Source organism: Paenibacillus mendelii (genome assembly GCF_024498075.1).
In the GTDB taxonomy this organism is placed as follows: Bacteria; Bacillota; Bacilli; order Paenibacillales; family Paenibacillaceae; genus Paenibacillus_Z; species Paenibacillus_Z mendelii.
In genome coordinates this window covers 1-23,117 of record NZ_JANHOF010000010.1, presented here as the reverse complement: position 1 = coordinate 23,117, position 23,117 = coordinate 1, and the positions used below count along the sequence as shown (strand labels likewise).

General features: G+C 49.7%; 15 protein-coding genes. All 15 read left to right on the top strand.

Features of this window, described 5'->3' with window-relative positions; all coding sequences use genetic code 11:
* Positions 1–58 precede the first annotated feature (58 nt).
* Positions 59–3,058, top strand: a complete 3,000-nt coding sequence (locus NNL21_RS24500; protein ID WP_204820056.1) for an S-layer homology domain-containing protein — start codon at positions 59–61, stop codon at positions 3,056–3,058.
* Positions 3,059–3,194: 136 nt separating this feature from the next.
* The gene (locus NNL21_RS24495) at positions 3,195–5,708 is read left to right on the top strand and encodes a hypothetical protein (RefSeq protein ID WP_204820055.1); all 2,514 of its coding nucleotides are present in this window, start codon (positions 3,195–3,197) and stop codon (positions 5,706–5,708) included.
* A 32-nt stretch (positions 5,709–5,740) separates the two neighbouring features.
* The gene (locus NNL21_RS24490) at positions 5,741–6,259 is read left to right on the top strand and encodes a hypothetical protein (protein WP_204820054.1); all 519 of its coding nucleotides are present in this window, start codon (positions 5,741–5,743) and stop codon (positions 6,257–6,259) included.
* Positions 6,260–6,415: 156 nt separating this feature from the next.
* Entirely contained in the window at positions 6,416–6,700 is a 285-nt protein-coding gene (locus tag NNL21_RS24485) for an alpha/beta-type small acid-soluble spore protein (protein WP_204820053.1), read from the top strand.
* Between the two features lie 220 nt (positions 6,701–6,920).
* Positions 6,921–8,123: a methionine adenosyltransferase gene (gene metK, locus NNL21_RS24480; protein ID WP_204820052.1), complete on the top strand. Its 1,203-nt coding sequence runs from the start codon at positions 6,921–6,923 to the stop codon at positions 8,121–8,123.
* A gap of 291 nt (positions 8,124–8,414) precedes the next feature.
* Positions 8,415–12,815: an Ig-like domain-containing protein gene (locus NNL21_RS24475; RefSeq protein ID WP_204820051.1), complete on the top strand. Its 4,401-nt coding sequence runs from the start codon at positions 8,415–8,417 to the stop codon at positions 12,813–12,815.
* Between the two features lie 283 nt (positions 12,816–13,098).
* Positions 13,099–15,798, top strand: coding sequence for a stalk domain-containing protein (locus NNL21_RS24470; RefSeq protein WP_204820050.1), 2,700 nt, complete (start codon positions 13,099–13,101; stop codon positions 15,796–15,798).
* Between the two features lie 73 nt (positions 15,799–15,871).
* Positions 15,872–17,032 carry a sensor histidine kinase gene (locus NNL21_RS24465; protein WP_204820049.1) on the top strand — a complete coding sequence of 387 codons (1,161 nt, stop codon included), beginning with the start codon at positions 15,872–15,874 and terminating at the stop codon, positions 17,030–17,032.
* A gap of 6 nt (positions 17,033–17,038) precedes the next feature.
* Positions 17,039–17,770: a response regulator gene (locus tag NNL21_RS24460; protein WP_204820048.1), complete on the top strand. Its 732-nt coding sequence runs from the start codon at positions 17,039–17,041 to the stop codon at positions 17,768–17,770.
* Between the two features lie 191 nt (positions 17,771–17,961).
* Entirely contained in the window at positions 17,962–18,612 is a 651-nt protein-coding gene (locus tag NNL21_RS24455) for an RNA polymerase sigma factor (RefSeq protein WP_309145356.1), read from the top strand.
* Complete coding sequence (locus NNL21_RS24450; protein ID WP_204820046.1) at positions 18,609–19,121, top strand: anti-sigma factor; 513 nt, start codon at positions 18,609–18,611, stop codon at positions 19,119–19,121. The genes NNL21_RS24455 and NNL21_RS24450 overlap by 4 nt, the downstream gene beginning before the upstream one ends.
* A 2-nt stretch (positions 19,122–19,123) precedes the next feature.
* Complete coding sequence (locus NNL21_RS24445) at positions 19,124–20,350, top strand: hypothetical protein (RefSeq protein ID WP_204820045.1); 1,227 nt, start codon at positions 19,124–19,126, stop codon at positions 20,348–20,350.
* Positions 20,347–21,066, top strand: a complete 720-nt coding sequence (locus NNL21_RS24440) for a hypothetical protein (RefSeq protein WP_204820044.1) — start codon at positions 20,347–20,349, stop codon at positions 21,064–21,066. The genes NNL21_RS24445 and NNL21_RS24440 overlap by 4 nt, the downstream gene beginning before the upstream one ends.
* 205 nt (positions 21,067–21,271) lie before the next feature.
* Positions 21,272–21,988 carry a glycosyltransferase family A protein gene (locus tag NNL21_RS24435; protein WP_204820043.1) on the top strand — a complete coding sequence of 239 codons (717 nt, stop codon included), beginning with the start codon at positions 21,272–21,274 and terminating at the stop codon, positions 21,986–21,988.
* A 376-nt stretch (positions 21,989–22,364) separates the two neighbouring features.
* Positions 22,365–23,117, top strand: a 753-nt coding sequence (locus tag NNL21_RS24430) for a hypothetical protein (protein WP_256555453.1), incomplete at its 3' end; no start/stop codon positions are given.

Sequence of the window (23,117 nt, the reverse complement as noted above, 5' to 3'; positions counted from 1 at the left end):
ATCGTAGACATTATTTATAAGAACAAAGCTCAACTCTGGGAAGGGGGTGAATCACCTGATGAGTGAATCGAGCAAACAATATTCTACACATAACACTCAAGACCCGAAACACATTAGAGGAGGAGAAAAAAAGGTTATGAAAAAAAGTTTGTCTGCAATTTTAGCCGCTTCTATGGCATTCTCGATGTTCGCATCTGCAGCATTCGCTGCTGACCCAGCACTGGATACAGAAGGCAAGTTCCAAGCAATGAAAGAAGCAGGTATCTTCCAAGGCTACCCAGATGGCAAGTCCCACCTGGAAGCAAACATGACTCGTGCAGAGTTTGCTAAAGCATTGGCTGCCCTTCTTGGTCTTGAAGACGACGCTGCTGCTGCAAAAGTATACAGCGACGTTGCTGCTAACCACTGGGCAATCGGCGAGATCGGTGCCTTGACTGCTGAAGAAATCATGAACGGCACTGGCGCTGGCAAATTCGGTCCTAAAGTTAACGTTTCGATCGAGCAACTTGCTAAGATCGTAGTTGGCGCTATGGGCTTGGAGCCAAAAGAAGACGCTGAAGTAGAAGGCAAAACTTCTGTTTGGGCAACTGGTTATGTAGCAGCAGCTGTTGAAGCTGGTCTGATTGCAAAATCCGCTGACTACACAGTTCTTGCTAATCGTGGCGACTTGGTAGATGCTTCTTACACAGTATTCGAGCAAGGTCAAGTGTCGGTTAAAGAAGTTAAAGTAATCGACGAGAAAAACATCGAAGTGGTCTTCACTGACGGTAAATCCGTTAAGAAAACACTTGACACTGCACTTGTAGAAGGTGCTGAAACTACGGTTTCCGTTGAGTACGAAGGTAAGAAATACGACGTTAAAGTAACGTTGAAAGCTCTGGCTGCAGAAATTGCTGCAACTGGTGCACAAAAATTCGAAGTGAAGTTCAACCGTGCTGTTGACCCTGCTAAAGCGAAAGTCGAAGTGAAGAAAAACGGAACTGAAGTTAAAACGGACTCCGTGAAATTCTCGGAAGACAAAACGAGTGCAACCGTGGTTCTTTCGAGCAAATTCTTTGCTGGCGATTATGAGGTTACTGTTTCCGGCTTGACAACTGATCCGATTAAATCGACGATCAAAGCTGAGAACGAGAAAATCGCGAAAGTCGAATTCTTGAGCGACAAACTTGCAGTCAATGACACGCTTGATACTGCAATTGTATCGTACAAAGTAACGAACCAATACGAAGAAGATATTACGCAAACTACTTCCGGTATCAACTGGACAGCTTCCACAGGTACTGGTACAGCTACAGCTTCTAACGGTGCTGTGCGCGTGACTCTTTCGGGCGGTGCGAAATTCCAAATCGGTCAAACTGTTATTGTTTCCGGCGTACACAGCTCGTCTAATGCCTATGTATCTGGCACACTGACGGTTGGTCAAGTTGCAATGGTTGATACAGTTGAAATTAAAGGTCTGTACAGCGCTGACAAGAAAGAGTTGTCGACAGCTTCGAACTTCGGCGAATACTACATCCTTGTTTCCGCTAAAGACCAATATGGTAACGCGGTTAATGCAAAAAAATTCAATGATGATACGGTTGTAATGGCATCGAACCAAGCAATCTTCCAAACAGGTGCTGCTGTTGACGGTGTAGGTCCAGAAGGTAAGGATATCGGTATTCCATTGGTAAATGGACTTGGTATTTCCCTTGATGGTACTAACACGGTGACGATCGTTTCGAAAATCAACGTCAAAACCGTTAAAATTGATGTTCCAGTTAAAAAAGCAGCTGGTCTGGACACATTTGAACTGAGAAGCCCAGCACAAGCAGTATCTGTTGGTCAAACAGTAGATATTCCTTTTGCAGCAGCTGACCAATACGGAACAGCTATTGAGAAATTCAACGATCTTAACACTAAAGTAACTTTCAACCCGCCAGCAAAAGTTACGCTAGTACAAGATTACAAAACTGGTAAGGGCGTAGTTAAATTTGATACGACTGGCCTGCAAGTTGGAAGTTACACAATTCTAGCTATCACAAATACTGGAAAAACGTCACAAGTTAACATTGATGTTAAAGCAGCTGCAACGCCAGCGACGATTTCCGGAACGAAAGATATTGCATTGAATTTCGTTAAAGGTGCAGAGCAAACAGTCAAAGAAGGTAATTTCGTTATTAAAGACCAGCATGGTCGTGACTTCACAACTGATGCAAACTTCTTCGATACCTATGCAATTAAGTTGACTGCTGTTGATGGTGCGTTTGACAAAGTAGTAGTTCCAAATCCAAGCACATATGTAGCTGATGACAGTGCACTTCTTTTCAAAGCAAGCGCAACTCAAGCAGGTGTTGAACGCGTACGTGCTGAAATCGTAACTAAAGATACTGGTGTTGCACTCTCCGGATCTGCTTATGAATTCAACATCAACGTACTTGACAAAGCTGATGTCTCCGAATATGTTGTGGGTGACCTTGGCAAATTGTATGTTGCCACTTCCCATGATAAAGCAGTTGACGTAAGCGGTAAGAAAGCAGACGGTTCCAAAATCATTCTGCCTTCTAACATGATTACTATTGTACCTTCAGGCAAATTGTCCCTAGCTTCTGGTAAATTGTCTGCAAACGGTGCTGTAATTGGTGCCAATGCAGATGATGCTATTACGGAAGAAACGGCAAACTTCAGTGTAATCGTTGACGCTGCTGATAAACCAGTACGTGTTGAAAAAACCGTAACGATCTCTGATGTTGCTCCGAAGATTGAGAGCATCTCTGCAGCTTCTGTTACCGGTGGTGTTCAGGTTGATGGTAACCTCTTAACTGGTACGGTAAGCGCAGATAAGCTGTTTGCAGCACTTACTTTCAAAGACCAATACGGTGTTGATCTGACTGGCGCAGATTCTGCTGTTCGCTTCACTGTAACTAACCAAACTGGTACGGTCACTGTTGGTGGTACGGGCAACGGTACGCTTGCTAGCGGAATTGAAATCACTGCATCTGCTGGCTCTACGTTCAATCTAACTGTAGATAGCGTGGCCACTGGTAAATCTGCTGAATTCAAAGTAGTAGCTAACTAATTCTTAGCCGCTAAGAGAAAGAGCCTGCGCATGCAGGCTCTTTTTTCTTTTATTAATTGCGAAACTTTTCCTATAACAACTCCGTCTAATACATTATAAGGACAGCAGTCCATGTATTCGGAGGAGAGCGGAAAACATGAATAAAATTGCAAAAACCACGGTTTCAACCATTATGGCAACCAGCTTGTTGCTAACCCCCGTTATGCCGAATCTCACGGCCTCTGCGGCCACAACGAACAAAACCACAGCTACAGCAAAACCTGCGGTACAAGTACCGAAAGCTTTTGCAGGTACCAAGTTGAAAACGTTTATGATTTCGTCTAAAAGTTACATACAAATTAAGGATGTTTATTTTCTTACGAACAATCAGGAAAAGACGGTTCACTATACATTATCCGTCTATAATGGGGATAGTCGGGAACTGGATATGATCGATTATTGGTCTGAAATTCTTGCCACGGGTGGAATGAAATATCGTCCTACTGCATCGCCAACTAATCCCAAGTCTATGAAAGTAGCTTCTAATACAACTCGGGAATATAGCTTCTACTCTAAAGTAAATGTGAAGTTGAACTACTCTGATCTTACCTTCCGTCTGTTGAAATGGGATTTTAACATGCCTAATTATGAACGTGCACTGGGCAGTGTGAAGATAACCAATCAATATCAGAATGTTGTGCCTAACAACTATTATTATGTGCTGCGTAAAGATAATGAAAAGCTTAAAACCTCTGTTTCGCAAGGTGCTTCACTAAAAATGGGAACCCAAAAGCAGGTTCAGTTAAATTATACGATTGAGAATATCGGTTTCTTCGGCAGTCAAATTCCGAACTATCAATTCTACTTAAAAACGAAACAAGGCTATACGATTAAATTAAATGCCAGTTATGAAGCGAATAAACTGTTGTCGCCAAATGAGAAATTAGATATTCCACTCTCGACAAAATTAAACTCAACAATGGATGTAACGGGCGCCCAATTGGTTGTGACACGATTAGATGAAGAGTCTAAGCTGGAGATTCCCGTTGCCCTATATGCTACTTCGTGGGGAGCTTATAACAATGGTATTGTACCTTCAGGTAAAGCAAGCCAATTAAATATCAGCAATAATAAAATAAATGCTTATATCGAAAACGTATTTCTATCAAACCAGGAAACCACCAATGAACTTTCGATTTCACTGGCATTGAATAATAAAGGAACGCAAACCATCAAGCTGCCAAAATATAAATACGAGATTCTTACAGAGGATGGCGCTAGATATCCGGTTAATTTCGGTGAAGCCGAGTTAGAACTTGCTCCTGAAATCAGACAAGAAATCACAGGAACAGCAAATTTACCGATCAATGCGAAAGATAATTTTGTTCTTGTCATTACGCAACCAGCTGCAGAAGATTCGAAAACACAAGAATATATGGTATCTGCGATGCGTTTGCCAGCTCAATCCACTGTAACTGATGTATCTAAGAAAACTTATCAAAACGCTAAAGGAAAATATCAAATCGGTATTGATCGGGTGGAACGGTTACCTTACAACGATCAAGATTTGGTTAATGTCTATTTAGAGATTAAAAACATTGGCCAAAAAATGCAGGAAGTGCCAAATATCACTGGCGTGCTTGCAATGAGCGGACTGACTCTAGATGAGTCTAAAACCAAACTAATAAAATTAGATAATTCTATTTCAATTGCACCAAATGAAACAACACGTTATGTGATAAGCGCTAAAGTGCCGTATACTTATAAATATAGTGATTTAAAATTGACCCTAAATGAGACGCTAGGTGAAGATAAGAAGAAGTCGATCGGAGTATTTACTGCTAAGCGAGTCGCAGAGATTCCAGTAGGACAAGTATTGGACTCAATCGTTATTGATTCTGTTGGTCGACGTTCGGAAGCTACTGTAGAGCAAGTGCAAATGTTTGAATCAGAGAATTCTAAGTTGCTATATATTGATTTGAACTATGTAAACAAAGAAATTCGCTACAGCACATTACCAGTTCTGAAAGCTTATATTCGGACTAAAAATAAAGATTACTTAGAAGCTAAAGTTTTGAATAACAAGAATCGTATCAGCCCTAACGGAAACTCTTCGCTTATCGTTACAGCAGTTGTCCCTAAAAACTTTGATCCTAAAGATATTCAATTGATCCTCGGCGAAGCCATGAAAGATGGTCAATATTCTACGATTGAGGGTGAACCAGACAGCTACATTAATGCCAAAGGGTTGCGATTATCAGAAGTTGATACAGCTGTGAATACCAGCTTGAAAGATATTTTCTTGCATAATTATTCATTGACCATTAATGATATAAGCTCTATCATTAGTGAGGGATCCACTTTAAAAGTAAATATGAAATATGACTTGAAGAAGCTAAACAAGTATGAGAGCGATGAAACAAAGCGTAAACTAATCGTTGAAGTAACGGATGGGACTTATAATTATGAGGCAACACCAATAGAAATTGAACAGCCTAATGGGTTGAAAGCAGGGGAAAAACTAGAATATTCTGTAGAACTTAAGGGGACTTATATCACCTCGGTTATGTACAGAGGCTACGATCTTAATATCTATGAGGAATATGAAGGCAATCGTAGACTACTTGCTACTAAAAAGGTGGATAAGGTCGATCTACTCCCCATCTACTAATCTAGCAAACTAACGAAAAGAGGATCTTTGCAATGAAAAGACTCAGAGGTATGCTTGCAATCGCAGTGGTTTGCTTAGGCACGGGATTGGTGATTGGCACGACGTGGTCGTCACAAGCCGACGGTGAAGATGCGATAACACCTGGGTCCGTTCAAGATCCTGTTGTCACCAAGAGCTACGTAGAGCAGCAGGTGGCTGCGTTGGTCAAGGCGGAGCTGGCCAAGCAGGGTACAGGCGGCGGGGAGAAGCCCGATAGTGCAGCATCCAGTTCACAATATGAGGTGGTGTCTGTTCCACTCGGTAAGAAGCTGATCGCCAAGGACAGTGCTGAATTCGTCGTTCGTGCTGGCAAAGCCATTGCATATGTCCCTGACACGAATGGAATTGCCGATCTAACGGAAGGAACGGACATAACGGATGGTAAGACTGTTCCGACTAATCATCAGATTCTCATCCCGCGTGGGGGCCGAGGCATTATGTCGGCTGAGGGTGCGAAGGCCGGACTTGTTGTACTTGTCCGCGGCGCCTATGTTCTACAAGCCCAGGAATAAGTTTGTGAATCAGCCTGTTGTGCGAAATTCAGCACAGCGGGCTTTTTTTTCACCTTTGCATTAGGTATTTTTACCCGAACTGTCAACAACTTATGCGCTTCGGAACGCTGCGGTCGGTACACACTACGTGTATCAACTTCAGGAGGTGCTTGATCAATGGCTAGTCGTTCGAATAAAGTGGTTGTACCGAATTGTAAGGAAGCGCTGAATCAAATGAAATATGAAATCGCAGCAGAGCTTGGATTAACTTCGGGCTCCATTACGGCGGACAGGTTTGGGATGACAGAGTTTGCATCTGAAGATTTCGGAGCTGCTGGCGTGTCAAGCGATCCCAACAGTGTGCCATGGTCTCGCTTGGCTACACGGGATGTTGGTTCCGTGGGCGGTTCGATCACACGCCGTTTGGTTGAACAAGCAGAGCGCGTACTCAACGGGCTGTAACCAAAGGTATCTGTTATTGACACAAAGCGACAGTTTCGGTATCATATTGTTTTAGAGAGTTGACTAGAGACCTTTTCCACCTCGGAAAAGGTTCATTTTTTGGGAATCGAAACGTTAACGTTAGATCCGTGTATGGAAACGTCGACTTTTCTATTGTCCCGAAGCCATGCATGAATTATCCATCATACTTACTTATTTTGAGCTGTAGGAGGTTGAGCAAATGTCTCTTAAAGGACGACACTTGTTTACATCGGAATCGGTTACAGAAGGTCATCCCGACAAAATCTGTGACCAAATCTCGGACGCGGTATTGGATGCGTTCTTGGAAGTTGACCCATATGCACGCGTAGCTTGCGAAGTTTCCGTCGCAACGGGTCTTGTTCTCGTTATTGGTGAAATTAGCAGCCGTGCGGATTATGTCGATATTTCGGCGATTGCCCGCCGTACAATTAAGGAAATCGGCTATACACGCGCGAAGTTTGGCTTTGACTCCAGCACTTGCGCCGTATTGACTTCGCTTAACGAGCAATCGGCCGACATTGCACAAGGTGTCAATGCAGCAATTGAGACACGTGATGGCAAGAATATCCGTGAAGAGAACGAAGATATCGGAGCAGGCGACCAAGGTCTGATGTTCGGCTTTGCCACCAATGAAACACCTGAGCTTATGCCGCTTCCAATTGCGCTCTCTCACCGTATTGCCCGCCGTCTGGCAGAAGTGCGGAAGAATGGCACGCTGGAATACCTCCGTCCGGATGGAAAGACGCAAGTCACAATCGAGTATGTGGATGGTCTCCCGCAACGCGTGGATACAATCGTCGTTTCGACACAGCATGCTGAAGAAGTAACGCTGGAGCAGATTCAAGCGGACATCCTTGAGCATGTTATCAAACCGGTTGTACCTACGGAATGGTTAGATGACCAAACCAAATACTACATCAATCCAACGGGCCGTTTCGTTATTGGCGGACCGCAAGGCGATGCAGGTCTTACCGGCCGTAAAATCATCGTAGATACGTATGGCGGCTATGCACGTCATGGCGGCGGCGCATTCTCCGGTAAGGATCCAACAAAAGTTGACCGTTCTGCAGCTTATGCAGCCCGTTATGTAGCCAAGAACCTGGTCGCTGCCGGACTGGCTGACAAGTGCGAAATTCAGCTTGCTTATGCAATTGGCGTGGCAAACCCGGTATCCATCAGCGTGGACACTTATGGGACAGGCAAAGTAAGCGAAGAGAAGCTGGTTGAAGTCATCCAGAAGAACTTCGATCTTCGTCCTGCTGGCATCATTAAGATGCTTGACCTTCGTCGTCCGATCTATGGCAAGACAGCAGCTTACGGTCACTTCGGCCGTACAGACATCGATTTGCCATGGGAACGCGTAGACAAAGCGGAGCAATTGAAAGCCGACGCAGAAGCTTAAGCTGCACATATCATACACAAGCCGCTCCTTCCTAGGAGCGGTTTTTCTTTTGCCTTGTGTAATCATAACGAGCGGAGCAAGAAGAATGAAGAAGCGTTAGCGTTCGTCTTTTGTTCACGGATTTTTCGACCATCGTTCAATAACTCAAAGAAATTCAGAAACAACACCGATCGGAAGAACATTCTGCCGGTGCAGTGGTTTTGTATTAGAAAAAGCGCTCCAACTCTTCATTTCTCCCCACGATATACCGAAAAATAAAGTACGAGTGTCTTTATAGGGAGTGGGTAATTGGTGATCCGTAATTGTAAAATGTTTATTTATTTTATTGCAGCTCTTCTAATGTTCCAACTCGGATTCGGCGGTTTGGTGACCATGCCTCAGAAGGCGGTGGCCGCATCCTCCGGACCGGTCAAGCAGAGCGTGTCGCCGTCTTCCGGTGCAAGCAATGTACCGCTGAATGCAAAGCTGATCCTGACCTTTGATGAGAATGTCAAAAAGGGTACCGGAAATGCGATGATTTATATTCGCAATCTGGACAGCGGCACATTATTCGATTCGTTTGCCGTGACAGACAATCGGGTAACGATCGGACCGGGCAGCAGCAAGAACGTGGTCACGATCAATCCGGGCGCATCCAAACCGTTTGCGCTGAATACGAGCTATTATGTGTATATTGATCCGGGTGCGTTCCTCAATGAGTCGAACAGTGCTGCATATGATGGACTTACGAGTACGATGGAGTGGAATTTCAGGACGGTTAGCGACGTGGATAACAAATCGCCGGAGCTGGTGTTGAATTCGCCTCTGTCGCCGGCCAATGGGGAAACCAACGTTGCCATCGGTTCCGTATTGAGATTGACCTTCGACGAGCCGGTCTATGCGGTAAACAATAACATCGTGATTCGCAATACGGCGACTGGCCAAAGCAGCGATACGCAATACATACCTGTCGTATCCGCCAGTGTGACGGGCAGCGGCACAAATACGGTCACGATATCACCTCTGTATCCGCTTAGAGGGGACAGCCCATATGAGGTTACGATTCCTTCCGGTGCTTTCCAGGATGCCTCAGGCAATTCTTTTACAGGCGTTAACGCGGGCAATTGGAGCTGGCGCACGGCTTTACCTCCTCTAGGCGTACCATCGCTATCGCCGCTTAACAATTCGTATGGCTTTGAAGTGGACAGAGATTTGGTTTTGACGTTCCCGGGTAATGTTACTGCGGAAACAGGATTGACGAAATGGATTTCCATCAATCAAGTCTCGAATAATGAGCTGTTCTATCAGGTGGCCCCATCAGCTGTAAGAATTGAAGGCGGCAACAAGGTCATCATTAATCCACCAAGCAATCTCAAACCGAATACGGGCTATTATGTGCTGATCGATCCAGGCGCCTTCAAGGATACCGCTACTGGAACGAATTTATATGAAGGTATCACAGATGCGAGGAAGTGGACATTCTCGACAAATTCGGGCTTTGACATACAAGCGCCGCGTTTATTAACCGAGCGGAAACCAGCTGCAGGCGGTACGCAGCCAACGACCTCGTTCGATCTGGAGATGAACTTCGATGAACCGGTGTATCCAGGTACCGGTAACGTCGTCATCAAATCGTATCCGAGTGGAGCCGCGGTGGCTACCATCCCGATCACATCCAATAAAGTAACGGGTGGCGGCACGAGCAAAATTACGGTGAAGCCTGGTATCGTCTTCACCAACAATACGTCTTATTATGTTCAAATTGGCAGTCAGGCCCTGGTAGATGCCAGCGGTAACAATTATCCAGGCATCTCAGACACGACAAGCTGGAGCTTCAGGGTAACGCAGGATAATGTGAAGCCGACGCTTGCTACAATTACGCCGGTTAATAATGCCGTAGATGTGGGCCTTACAGGAATCATTCTGACCGCTACCTTCAGCGAGCAGGTACAGCCTGGCAGCGGGACAATTAGAGTGAAGCGGATCTCAGGCTCCTCAGGCAATGCCGAGTATACGACTTCGGTCACCATTGATCCGTCAAATAACCGGAAGCTGAATCTTGCCGTTAACGGCACGCTTGCTGCCAACACCAAATATTACGTCGAAATACCTGCAGCTGCGGTTATAGATATGGCCGGTAATGCGTATGACGGCATTCTGAATCAGTATCAGTGGACGTTCAATACGACCAGTGCAACTGGAGCGCCGGCCATTCTCAAATCCGAGATGTCAGGCACGACAAGAATTGTGCTGACGTACAATAAGGCGCTCGATCCTGCTGTTGCTGTGGCTCCGCTGCCTGCGAGCTTCTATGTGACAGTTAACAATTCCGGTCGTACCGTTACGAAGGTGGAGGTTACCGGCCAGACGGTGATCTTGACGCTTTCCAGCGGAATCGTGTACGGACAAGTTATTAAATTGTCTTACACGCCGGGCACGACATACGCCATTCAGGATCTGACCGGGTTAAAGGCAGTTGGTTTTTCTAACCGGGATGTGACGAACTCACCGGATACCACATTACCTAAGCCATTGAACGGCAGCGTGACGGGCAACTCGATTACGCTTACGTTTAATGAAGAACTTGCGGCGGTGAGTTCTTACGGTTATAGCCAGTTTTCCGTAAATGTGGCCGGATCTTACCGATCCGTAACGAACATTACCGGCGTGGGAAGCCTTCTATTCCTCACGTTCAACGGCAGTGCGGTAACAAACGGTCAGAATGTGACGTTAAGCTATACGGCGTCGTCTTATCCGCTCCGTGACTTAGCGGGCAATGGAGTATCGTCGTTCAGCGGCTTCTTCATCCAGAACGGTCAGGATACGAGAACGCCAGTGCTGCAAACGGTAACTGCCGTCTCATCAACCGTCACATTGACCTATGATGAGCCATTGAATCCGAATGTGGTACCGTCAACCAGCGCTTTTGCCGTTACAGTAAACGGCAGCGCAAGATCGGTAACGCAAGTGAAGGTTTCGGGTTCGCAGGTTATTCTGACCCTGTCGTCGGGCATTACGTCGGGGCAAACGGTTCTCGTCTCCTACTTAGGCGGATATCCGGGCATAGCGGATTTTGGCGGAAATTCTGTACCGGCATTCAGCGGGATGACAGCCAATGCGGGTTCGAATGTACATTCGTTGTATGGAGCAGTCGTCAAGGGCGCACTCCTGACGATGTCGTTCTCATCGACGATGAATAGCAGCTATAAGCCATCGACATCACAGTTTACCGTCAAAGTCAATGATGCATTCCGGAATGTCTCTTCAGTATCGATTGTCGACTCGAACGTGCTGCTCACGCTCTCCACGCCGGTCGCGATCGGAGATCGCGTTTCCGTCAGCTACTTAACTAGCGGGACAGCCCTGCAGACGACGAACGGCACTCTAATTCCAGCCTTCGGGGATGTTGGCGTGGCGAACCAAACCACTTGGGCCGATAACCCGAATGGAGATTACGAGACGGCAGCCGATGGTGGTATCGGTATCAAGCTATCTGCGGCAACAACTCAATCGGACACCTCGCCGGCAAATCGGAATGCCAAGCGCTATGTGCTGTCGGCTGACAAAGTGGCTGGAGCCTACAATACGGTCAATTCGGTAGGAGGCATGGAGCCGCGCGTCGTCTTCACCGTACCTGAGAGTGAACTTGCTGCTATCGTAGCAGTGCCACTAAGTGCGCTTAACGATGCCAAGAAGAATGCGGCTAATGCCACTTTCGTCGTGGCTTACCGTGATGTGACGTACGAAATCCCTTTGAGTGCGCTGGATGCTCTGCAGTCGAGTGCAGGATCAGGTGCTCAGTTGCTCATCCAAATCGATACAAACGCGGGCAGCGTTACGCCACAGCTGGTTACGGCTCTTAGCGGCGCGAGAGCTCAGCAGCTGATTAGCCCCATTAATTTCGAGGCTTCGGTTGTGAACAACGGTCCAACCAAAGTCATCGAGAACTTCAGCAGTTATGTGAAACGGACCGTCTCGACGGCAGTCGCTATTGATCCGCGGTCGACCGCGGTCGTCTGGTTTGATCCGCAGACCGGCAAGCTATCTTATGTGCCGACACGCGTGGAGAGCAAGAACAGCAAGTCTATCATTTCGTTCGAACGTAAGGGGAACAGTACGTATGCCTTTATTAAGGGCTCGGTAACGTATACGGATCTCGGCAAGCATTGGGCACGCAATGATATTCTGCTGATGGCCAACAAATATATTGTCGAAGGCCGGACACTCACGGCGTTCGAGCCTGCGAAGCCGATTACACGCGGAGAGTTCGCGATGTTTATCGCCAAAGGTCTGGGACTCTCAGGCGATAAGCAGGCAGCAGGGAAGTTCAAGGATGTGAATACATCCACTGTACTTGCCGCTTACATCGGTGCAGCCTCGAAGGCCGGTATCGTGCAGGGGATGACGGATGGAAGCTTCAAGCCAAACAGTCCGATTACGCGTGAGGAAATCGCAACCATGATGGTTCGTGCCGCGAGAGCAGCCGGCGTACAGATCGATCTGTCGCAGGATGTAACGGCACTTCTCAAACGTTTCACCGACCGTGCCAAGATCGGAACATGGGCCAAGAACGATGTAGCCAAAGCCGTCCAGTCCGGCATTATTAACGGCATGTCGAATGGGGCATACGGAGCCAAGTCCAACGCCTCACGTGCAGAAGCCGCAGTTATGATTAAACGGCTGCTGGAATATGTCGAATTTATCGATAGCTAGCAGTAAGCAGCTAGAGCAGAAGCGGAGCGCCTACGGTGACTCCGTTTCTGCTTTCAACTGCTGATAGATTGAATCGATAGTAAGCGAAAGGATAGGGTTGAAGGAAAGCAGAATGGGACTCTATCGAATACCCAATAATATATGGGTTTATTGGCGAATTATAGCGTATAGGTTATTCTTTTCGGTCGGAATTTGTTGATAGGAGTCTTCTATCGGCCGTAACTTTTTCCATCTAACGTGAGTCTATTACTATTAGATTTCGAGATGGGAGAGTTGCTAGTTTATGCATAATGGAAGTTTCAATCAGACGCAAGGTCGTAGAGGTTCCAATAAAAAAGGCCAGAAGCTGCTCGTAGTAGCGCTTGGAACTGCGCTTCTCGTACAGCCGCTTAGTCTTACAATACCAATGTCAACGGCTGCAGCCGCCGAATCGGCCGTGCAAACCGCAGCTGCGGTCCAACAGCAGCTTATCAAGCAAAGTGAAGAGATGATCACTTCCGGCGCAAAGCGGATTGATTATAAGTGGACGAAGAGTAAAGGCGGTTACTCCAATGTTCATGTCATCGAGATCGATTTGACGAACCCCTATGTCAAATTGGATGTAATGAGCGGTAAGCAAGGCTTGGCGACTGGTCTTGGCTCTGTCGGCAGTATGGTCAAGAACAGCGGCGCCGTTGCAGGCGTGAACGCGGATTTCTTTAATACATCAGGCAAAGGCTCCACCCTCGGCGCACAGGTGACGAGCGGTACGCTGGTTGCGAGCCCCTCCCAACTAAAAGGAATGTATGCCTTTGCGGTAACGGCCGAGCGTAAGCCGATGATTGATTTATTCAGCTTCGACGGGACGGTTACATCAGGTGACGGGTCCGCCTTCCAGCTGGCTGGCATCAATAAGGCCGCCTATCGAACTGAACCGGGCAATGGCTACAGCCATTCGAATGCGATGTATATCTATACGAGTGCTTGGACGGCAGCGCGGCCAACGGTTGCAGAAAGCGCAACGACACCAACAGAGGTATTGGTGGTGGACGGGTTCGTCCAGCAAATTGCCGAGAACGGAACCATTCCGGGGACGCCTCCGGCAAACGGCTACATACTCCGTACACACGGGAAAGCGACAACCTTTGTTCTTGAGCACCTGCAGATCGGGCAGACGGTGAGTTCAAACTATGCGCTGACCGCCCAATCGACGGGACAGAAGGTGGATCCTGCGGCATTGCAGATGCTTGTAGGCGGTCACACCATTCTTGTCGATCAAGGCAAGACGACGGCATTCTCGCGGGATACGAGCGGCATTAGCGGCGCTTATGAGCGTTCCCGGACAGCGGTCGGCTACACGCAGGATAGCGGCAAAGTCATGCTTATCACGGTGGAGGATGTGGGCAGCAGTGACGGGATGACTCTGGCAGAGCTTCAGAAAATGATGGTTAAGCTCGGGGTGTGGCGCGGTATTAACCTCGATGGCGGCGGCTCGACGACGATGATTACCCGTCCATTGGGCGAAGTGGAGACGGGCCTTGCGCATCCGACGGAGAATGGTTCCCAGCGTGGAGTAGCCAATGGTATTGGCGTGTTTACGACAGCACCGCAAGGCCAGCTGCGCGGCATTAAAGCGAGCGGCAGTACGGTGCTGTTTGTGGGCCAGCAAGCATCCTATCAGATCAAAGGCTATGATACCTTCTATAATCCTGTAGATCCCGGCAGCATGACACCGGTATGGAAAGTGGACAATGCAATCGGGGGATTCAGCGGTAACGTATTCACAGCCTCTAAGTCCGGCAAAACGACCGTATCGGTCAAAGCAGGCGACATCAGCGACAAGCTGGCCGTCGAGGTCATCGGCGGAGAGCAAATCGCCCGTATGTCGATTGATGCGAGCTCACCGGTTCTGGAGCAAGGCAAATCGCTGTCCGTTCCAGTTAGCGTTACGCTTAACGATGGACGTAAGCTGACACTGCCGGCATCCTCTGTCAAATGGGAGCTGCGCGGCTTCAGCGGCACCGTCCAGGATGGCACGTTAACGGTCGGGGCAGTGACTCCAGGGGTGACGGCGGGCTACGCCATTGCGCGTTACGACGGATTCTCCGCAGTGACCGTGCTTGCGACAGGAGCAGACAAAAAATTTGAAGATTTTGAAGCACCGACGTACTCAATTAAGTACCAAGGTACGAATAATGTAGTGGGCAACGTTGGTCTTGTGACAGGACTTCCGGGAAGCAATGCCTCCCAAGCGCTTCAATTGACCTATGACTTCACGGGAGCGACAGGGACGAAGGCAGCCTACGCTGTACTGAACGAAACAGGTCGTCAATTGGAAGGCTCGCCATCCGCGATGACGCTGGACGTATTGGGAGACGAGAGCTTGAACTGGCTGCGTGCCGAGTTCATCGACAAGAGCGGGAAGGCCCATCTGGTGACACTGGCCGACAAAGTGACCTGGAGCGGCTGGAAGCAAATTAAAGTAAACCTGCCTGCGAATATGGCGCATCCAATCACGTTGAAACGGTTGTATATCGCTTCGATTGAGGAAGGTCAGGATGAAAGAGCACTTTCGGGCGGAGTTGTATTCGATAACATTACTTTCCAATATCCGGCACTGGTGCCGGAGCCGGCCAAGCAGTCTATTCTGCTGAATATCGGTTCCAAGGCGGCAAAGGTCGGCGGCAAGCCATACAATCTGGATGCAGCGCCGATCGCACTGCATGGAACGACCTATTTGCCGCTGCGCTTCGTAACCGAAGCAATGGGTGCGCAAGTGGACTGGGATCAAACGCTCAAGCGGGTTACCGTGCTGCGCGGAAGCAATCTGCTCGAGATGTGGCTCGGGAAGAAAAGCTATATTCTGAATGGAACGAAGATGGAGGCAGCGGTAGCGCCAATCTCTCGCAATGGACGCACATTGGTTCCAATCAGGCTGGTATCGGAGCGATTGGGCCTAGTTGTCAAATGGGATGCGAAAACCAACTCGATTACAGTCGAATGATATGGACGCGCCCCCGTCAATATGTGATATGATAGTAAGGTAACGCCATAGATGAAAGTGAGCCGAGCCCAAAGTGGATTATCGAATAACCGATATTGATCGTGTGATCAAGAACGCGGTCCTCGTTATGGAAGAAAGCAAATATCAAATATACGAAATATGCGAATCTGCACGCAAGGAGCTGTACTCGCTCGGCCAGGAGCTCAATCAAGTCCTGGCCGAAACAGCCGAGATTATCGACAAGGTCGACAAGCTCGAGCTGGATTATCGCCGTGCACGCATCCGGCTTACGGAAGTCAGCCGGGATTTTGTCAGGTACAAGGAAGAAGACATTAAGAATGCCTATGAGAAAGCCACACATCTCCAGCTCGACCTGATGGTATTTCGAGAGAAGGAAGGCTACCTGAAGGCCAGGCGTGACGATCTGCAGAAGAGGGTGCGCAACGTCGAGAAATCGATTGAGCGCGCCGAATCGATCGGGTCCCAGATTAATGTGGTGCTGGAGTACTTGTCCGGCGACCTTAATCAGGTGACCCGTATTCTGGAATCAGCCAAGAACCGACAGCAAATCGGTCTTAAGATTATTTTGGCCCAGGAGGAAGAGCGCAAGCGTATTGCCCGGGAAATTCATGATGGTCCTGCACAGTCCCTGGCCAATATAGTTCTTAGGACGGAAATTGCAGAAAGATTACTAAGTAAGCAGGAATTTCAAATAGTGCAGGAAGAATTAATAGACTTAAAGGGACAAGTGCGATCCGGCCTCGAAGAAATTCGAAAGATCATTTTCAACTTGCGTCCAATGGCCTTAGATGATTTGGGACTGGTGCCAACTCTGAGGAAGTATGTCCAGGATTTTGAGGAGAAAACAAGAATTAGGACGAAATTCGACACGGTCGGCAAGGAGATGAGATTGCCCTCCGCAATGGAGGCAGGCATCTATCGAATGATTCAAGAAGCGTTCAGCAACGCATTCAAGCATGCGAACCCAACTTATGTAGCACTGGAGATTACGTACCAGGCACAGATGGTGAAGATTGTCGTTCGAGATAACGGCAGCGGATTCCATGTCGATCTAATTGAATCCCGTGCGAAGGACAGCACTCATTTCGGATTAATCGGAATGCGCGAGCGAGTCGAGCTATTAGAAGGGAGGATGGAGATCGATTCGGCCATAAATGAGGGGACGAAGGTTACCATTCATGTCCCCATTAACGCGGAGCAAAGAAAGGAGTAATTGACGATGGAGCTAAAACCAGCAGCAAACGGCAAACGAAAAATCAAAGTGTTAATCGCCGACGATCATCAACTATTCCGTGAGGGCTTGAAACGGATCCTGAACATGGAGGATGACTTGGAAGTCATCGGCGAGTGCAACGACGGGATTCAGGTGCTGGAGTTCTGCAACCACACCAAGCCCGAGGTCGTTCTCATGGACATTAATATGCCGATTGAGAACGGGGTTGTCGCGACGGAACGGCTTCGGGACATGTTCCCGGAAGTGAAAGTAATCATTCTCTCTATTCATGATGACGAGAGCTACGTGTTCGAGACGCTGCGCAAGGGCGCAACCGGATATCTCCTGAAGGACATGGAAGCGGAAGCGCTGATCAACGCTATCCGTTCGGTAGTAGGAGGACATGCCTACATCCATCCGAAGGTGACAGGCAAGCTGATCAATCAGCTGCGCCGAATGACGTACTTGGACGATATCGGCGCCGTCTCGGGAGCTGCTGCAGGCCGTGAAGCGGGTGTGAAATTCATTGCCGGCGAGAATAATCCGCTGACGCGGCGTGAAGCTGAGGTGCTTCGTCTCATGGCGGAGGGCAAGAGCAATAAGATGATCGGCGAATATCTGTTCATTAGCGAGAAAACCGTTAAAAACCACGTCAGCAGCATCCTCCAAAAGATGGAGGTTGATGATCGCACTCAAGCGGTAATCAACTCAATCAAGTTCGGATGGGTAACGCTGTAAGACAAGCATTGTACATAGTCAGGAAGAGCTTCCGCCATGAAGTAGGCGGGGCTTTTTTGTGTTTACAGGCGAGTCTGAGACACTCACGGCAACGGCTGAAAAAATAATTTTTCATAGGAGGCAGTGCTAACGGCTGTTTGATTCGTCTTACTAGTAGAGAATGACGCGCGGAAGAAGGGAGGGAGAGAGAGATTCAGGATGAAGAATGGATAAGCCGTATACGGGAAGGCGACAAGGAAGCGTATCGGAAGCTCGTGGAATGTCATCGCGATGCGCTGTACGGCTTGATATGGGGCGTGCTTCGCCATGCCAAGGATGCAGAGGATGCTCTGCAGGAAGCGCTTGTGCGGATCTATCTCTCCCTTCCGCAATATCGCGGCCAAGGATTCAAGGCATGGTCTTCGCGCATTGCGGTTAATATCGCGATCGACGCGAAGCGGAAGCGCGTTCGCAAATCCGAGATTCTAATAGGGGCCTATGAAGGTACCGGATACGCTTCAGATGATAGAGGGGCAGGCAGAGGTCAAAGCCAGCTCGGACGATCATCGGGAGAAGGGGTTGGAGCTGTGGAGGCGGACGGCAGGAAGGATGAGGCGTTAGCCAGTCACTCTCCGCCGGCGGAAGCCGAAGCGATGGAACGGGAGAGACGTGAGCGTGTCCGCGAGCTGGTGGAAGCGATGCCGACAGGCTATGGCACAGTAGTGCGGTCTTATTATTTGGAGGATAAGAATCAGCGAGAAATTGCAGCCCAGGAGCAAATTGAGCTGAAAAGCGTGGAATCGAGACTTTATCGCGCCAAGCGTTGGATGCGCAAGCACTGGAAGGAGGAGGACCTGGAATGAAGCACCCTGCGGGATCCATGTGGAAAGCATTTGCGGATGACATGCTCTCTGACCAAGACAGAGAGTGGGCGTATGATCACTTGGCTGAATGCGATGAATGCTTGGCCGTCTACATTGAGTTAATGGCGAGACTCGACACCGCGGAGGCTTTGACGCCGCAGCAGGCGGATGTATTGACAGATCAGGTGATGGAGTGGGTCAGCGAATTGCCGCCGCTTGAGAGTCAGGCATCATCGAAGGAATCAGGTTCCACAAGAAGGATCGCACGCAGCGGCAGCAATCGCAGGCAGACGGCGCTGCACTATGTCATTGCCGTATGCTGTATGCTGCTGCTCATCTCTACAGGCGTGTTTGATCGGTTAGCGAATCAACCGAATCAGTGGAGAGCGGAACGGGAAGAACCGGAGCGAGCCTCACTGACAACCGCCATCATGGAAAAAACGACATCGGTTATCGGAGCCTTGGTTGAAAAACCGATGTCCCATCATAACCCGGGGAAGGAGCATTAAGAATGGTAAGAAATCCGATTGTTGCCCTGTTACTCGGGCTTGTGCCAGGACTGGGCCATTTTGCGGTCAATCGAAAGGGAAGAGGCTTCATCTACCCTTTTCTGTTTTTGGGCATTTTGGGAGTAGGCTTTTTGATTGCTGTTGCAGAAGGGGATGGAGTGCCACTCGTTTTTGCAGCATTCGTTGCGCTTTTCATCTGGCTCATTAACATTCTAGATTTGGTCATCTACTTGCTTCGGCATAACAACGGGAACCGGATGGGGGGCGTCCTTGGGGCGCCATACGATCACGGCTATGCGGGGGGCGTTGATGCTCCGTATACACCGGCGGATATGCCGCTTGGCAGTCCACCTCCGCCTCCTTTGGGAGCGCATGAACGTGCATATGGATACGGTGGTGCCTATCCAGGGGGCCCCATGCCTGTGAATCCAAGACGGGATGACGCAGGAGAACGCTTTTATACCATTCTGCTGTCGTTCGTTCCAGGTCTCGGTCACCTGCAGCTGGGGCTGATGCAGCGCGGATTGACGTTATTGATCGGGTTCTTCGGATTGCTGACAATGATTATGTTCGTGTCCATTCTAGCGAATGAAGATGGGTTTCTCGTCTTTCTCGTTGCACTGCCGATCGTGTGGCTGTATGGGATGTTTGACGCCATTCGACTTGTGCAGCGCAAGCATGCGGGAGAGCAGCTCGTAGACCGGTCCATTATGGATGATTGGGACGAGCACCGGCAAGGGGGCAAACGCAGCCGTTGGTTCGCAACGGTCCTCTCCATTTTGCCAGGGGCAGGCCATATGTACCTCGGACAGCAAAAACGCGGCCTGCAGCTGATGGCAGGATTCCTGCTGTCGATTTATTTGTTGGATGTCCTGCAGCTGTCTCTGTTCCTGTTTATCGTCCCGATCATATGGTGCTTCTCCTTCTTTGACTCGCTGCAGCAGCAATCCCGATATGCCGCTGAAGACGGTAGAGTGGAGGACGTTCCGGTCGTTGACTGGCTTATGCACCGGCAAAAATGGATCGGAATCACGCTTCTCCTGCTCGGCTTGTACTATATGGCAGACCGTCTGCTGATCGATTTCATTCAACGGATCTTTGATAATTTCCAGCTGACGAGCGATATCCGCTACTATTTGAAAACCGGATTCACGTCACTGCTGCTCGTCGCGGCGGGTATTAAGCTTCTTGTGAGCGGCACGAAGAGCAGAGGAGACTCCTCGGAATGAGCAGGCAATGGCGTGTCGGGACGTGGTCGATGGGTATTGCGCTGACGGTTATGGGGGTGCTGCTGGTCACTTCGCAGTTCAATGGCGCAAGGTGGCTTGATCAAGGTCTGCTGTGGTGGCCGCTTCTGTTCATACTCGTGGGTATGGAGATTCTGGTGTACCTGTGGCGCAGTCCTGGTGAGCATCCCGTGCTCCGATACGATGTCTTCAGCATGTTTTTCATCGGGTTACTGGGAGCAGGCTGCCTCCTGTTCACAACCGCCAGCGCGACCGGAATCATAGACGAATTACGCAGCACGCTCGGGGCTCGTGAGGTTCAGGTGGAGGCGCAGCCGCTGAAGCTTGCGATCCCGGCAGAAGTTGTACGAATCGTCTTGCAGGGGGATAATGTCTGGGGCGGACGCCTGCAGGTGGATCCTTCCAAAGCGGGCAGTCCGGCTATCCATGCATTCGGAGCCTGCAAATATACCATCGGAAAAGCCGAGCAGCAGCCGGATGGGGTGGAGCTGATTCGTACGCATCAAGCGGGCGATACCCTCTACCTGACGGTGAATCGTCCGGTAGAACCCCGTCTGTTGTTTACCGACAACCAGACATCCTGCATGCTAACGGTTGTACTGCCCAGCGACAAAATCGTGGAAGTACAGCGGAGTGTGAACGCCGTGCTGGTATCGGAGGCAAAGCTTCCGAAGAAATGGACGTTTGCCTCGTATTAATCGGTGTATCATGCGTGCTATGCTGCGATAGCTGCTGGCGTGCAGGTCAGCTTATTGGTGAATAAGGGAGTGTGAAGGGCCGGCAGGGATGCCGGTTCTTTTTGTTGGCTTACGGCAGATGCCTGTTTATTGCGACTTGTCTGTCAATACCCGGAACCACTGGGCGGATCGAAGCATATCATGTCACAAAAAGGAGGTGGCGGCCATGATTCCAATCCTGCTCTGGGTCTGCGGTTGTTACGCCTTAGCTGCGATAGCTGTGCATGCAGCGTTCCGATATACATGGAAGCAAGAACGGAAGATACAGCATTATGTGCTTCTGGCAGGCAATGAACAGCTGCATATGGAATGGTATATGCGATCGCTGCGGCGTTATGCGATTCAGACCGGCAAGGAAGTGCAGGTGACGGTCGTCAATCGCGGTTCGGATGACGAGACGATGGATATCGCGCGGTTATTCGTGCGCCGGGGGATGAATGTGAACATCGCGTCTGGCTTGCCCTTCGGAAGCTCCGGGCGAATCGGTTACGGCACGCATGAATTCGGCTTTCATTCGGGGAGCTTCGGCACCAGCGATGATGAGAGCTGGAACGGCCCTGGGGATGAGGAAGGATGGATCTATCGGCAGCGGTTAATGGCGGATCGCAAGCAGGGCGGTGAGATTGATGAGGGGGACGGTGAGCACGATATCCGCGTGGATGCTCGTATTCAACAGAAGCGCCCCTCGAAATGGCAACGCTTACGCAGAAGGTTCAAAGCGTCAGGATTAACCGGGCAGAACGGTGCAGAAGTGCACGGGGACGCCTTGGAACCGACGCATCTGATGTGGATGCTTCAAGCGGAAGGCATTATTACAGAGGCAGCGCACGCTGTTCTCATCGATTTAAGAAATCCTTCCGATCTCTCTAAGCTTCCCTTGTAGAGAGTGAGACGAGGAGTGCAGAGTCCAGCGGCATAATCGTGTCCGGGCGGCTGATAGGAAAGAGAGAGTGGTATTAGAGAGAATGCGCCATTACACATTGCCTGCGTCCAGCCGGCCATGTATAATGAGATCATCTAATACGGACGAGTGAAGCACACGCGTACGGCTGCCTGAGGCAGCCAGCGCTGTGCTTTTTTTTGTGTTAGCCTTATCGATTCTGTAAGTTACACATGTGCAAACATCGTTCAGGTCTATGGAAAGAAACGAGCTGCGCCGTAATGGACTGCGTGAGCCGGTTCTCTTTACCGGATATGGTGAAACATACTGCGGTGCTGGGGGAGAGCTCAAGTTAAAGGGCGATAGGGGGGAATGCGGGATGCAAGTACATGTTTATGTGGTATTGGACGCTGATGGGGCTCAGGCCTACTGGACGGTTGCGCCGGAGGTCGATTGCGCGTATTGGTTAGGTTTGGGCTGTAAGGAGGCAGCGGAGCGGGTAGTTGGCGCATGGCGTTCGGGGGAGAGACGAGGCGGGGCAGTGTCGGTGGAAGGGCGTTCAGAAACGGACCGGGAAGGAGGAGCTAGGCAGAGCAGGGGACAACTTCCAGGGCGTCAATGCCTGTTCTGGTCGAAGCCGATTCCACTTGGCAGAGCGGTTGATCTGGTTGAAGTGTGGTCAATTCATGCTAGGCGCGAGTGGGATAAGCCTGCTGTTGTACGTGCTTTATCCGAAGCCGTGAAGCAGGCTTATATGGCTGATGATGAGAAGGCTGACCATGGCAGGACGAGAGCTGCTGACCCCGCTTGGGAGGCCACAACGGAAGTGAAGACGTCGGGGGATGTGCAGGTTTTCACAGCGCCGTATCGTACAGAATTCGATATTCAAGCGCTGGCTGTCCAAGCTTGCCGGTTAGCAGCGCAGCTTAGGGGGCGAGCGCTGCTTACCGCCGAGCTGCTTGCGCTGCTCGAAGCCGCAGACGTAGGCGCAGACGGAGCAGCTGCGGCCGCGGGCTTCCGCGCGGCGGCTCCCGCGCTCCAGCTGGCCGAGCTGCTCGGCCTGCTGCGCCTGGGGCGCGCGCTCGCACCGCAGCGGGCGCCGCGCAGCCTGCTGCGCCGGCGGGCTTCGCCC

Excerpts from the sequence above, each read along its gene's own strand:
- NNL21_RS24460 (WP_204820048.1), top strand. The coding sequence starts at position 17,039 with ATGGAGCTAAAACCAGCAGCAAACGGCAAACGAAAAATCAAAGTGTTA.
- NNL21_RS24450 (WP_204820046.1), top strand. The coding sequence starts at position 18,609 with ATGAAGCACCCTGCGGGATCCATGTGGAAAGCATTTGCGGATGACATG.
- NNL21_RS24445 (WP_204820045.1), top strand. The coding sequence starts at position 19,124 with ATGGTAAGAAATCCGATTGTTGCCCTGTTACTCGGGCTTGTGCCAGGA.
- NNL21_RS24485 (WP_204820053.1), top strand. The coding sequence starts at position 6,416 with ATGGCTAGTCGTTCGAATAAAGTGGTTGTACCGAATTGTAAGGAAGCG.
- NNL21_RS24440 (WP_204820044.1), top strand. The coding sequence starts at position 20,347 with ATGAGCAGGCAATGGCGTGTCGGGACGTGGTCGATGGGTATTGCGCTG.
- NNL21_RS24495 (WP_204820055.1), top strand. The coding sequence starts at position 3,195 with ATGAATAAAATTGCAAAAACCACGGTTTCAACCATTATGGCAACCAGC.
- metK (WP_204820052.1), top strand. The coding sequence starts at position 6,921 with ATGTCTCTTAAAGGACGACACTTGTTTACATCGGAATCGGTTACAGAA.
- NNL21_RS24435 (WP_204820043.1), top strand. The coding sequence starts at position 21,272 with ATGATTCCAATCCTGCTCTGGGTCTGCGGTTGTTACGCCTTAGCTGCG.
- NNL21_RS24500 (WP_204820056.1), top strand. The coding sequence starts at position 59 with ATGAGTGAATCGAGCAAACAATATTCTACACATAACACTCAAGACCCG.
- NNL21_RS24470 (WP_204820050.1), top strand. The coding sequence starts at position 13,099 with ATGCATAATGGAAGTTTCAATCAGACGCAAGGTCGTAGAGGTTCCAAT.
- NNL21_RS24490 (WP_204820054.1), top strand. The coding sequence starts at position 5,741 with ATGAAAAGACTCAGAGGTATGCTTGCAATCGCAGTGGTTTGCTTAGGC.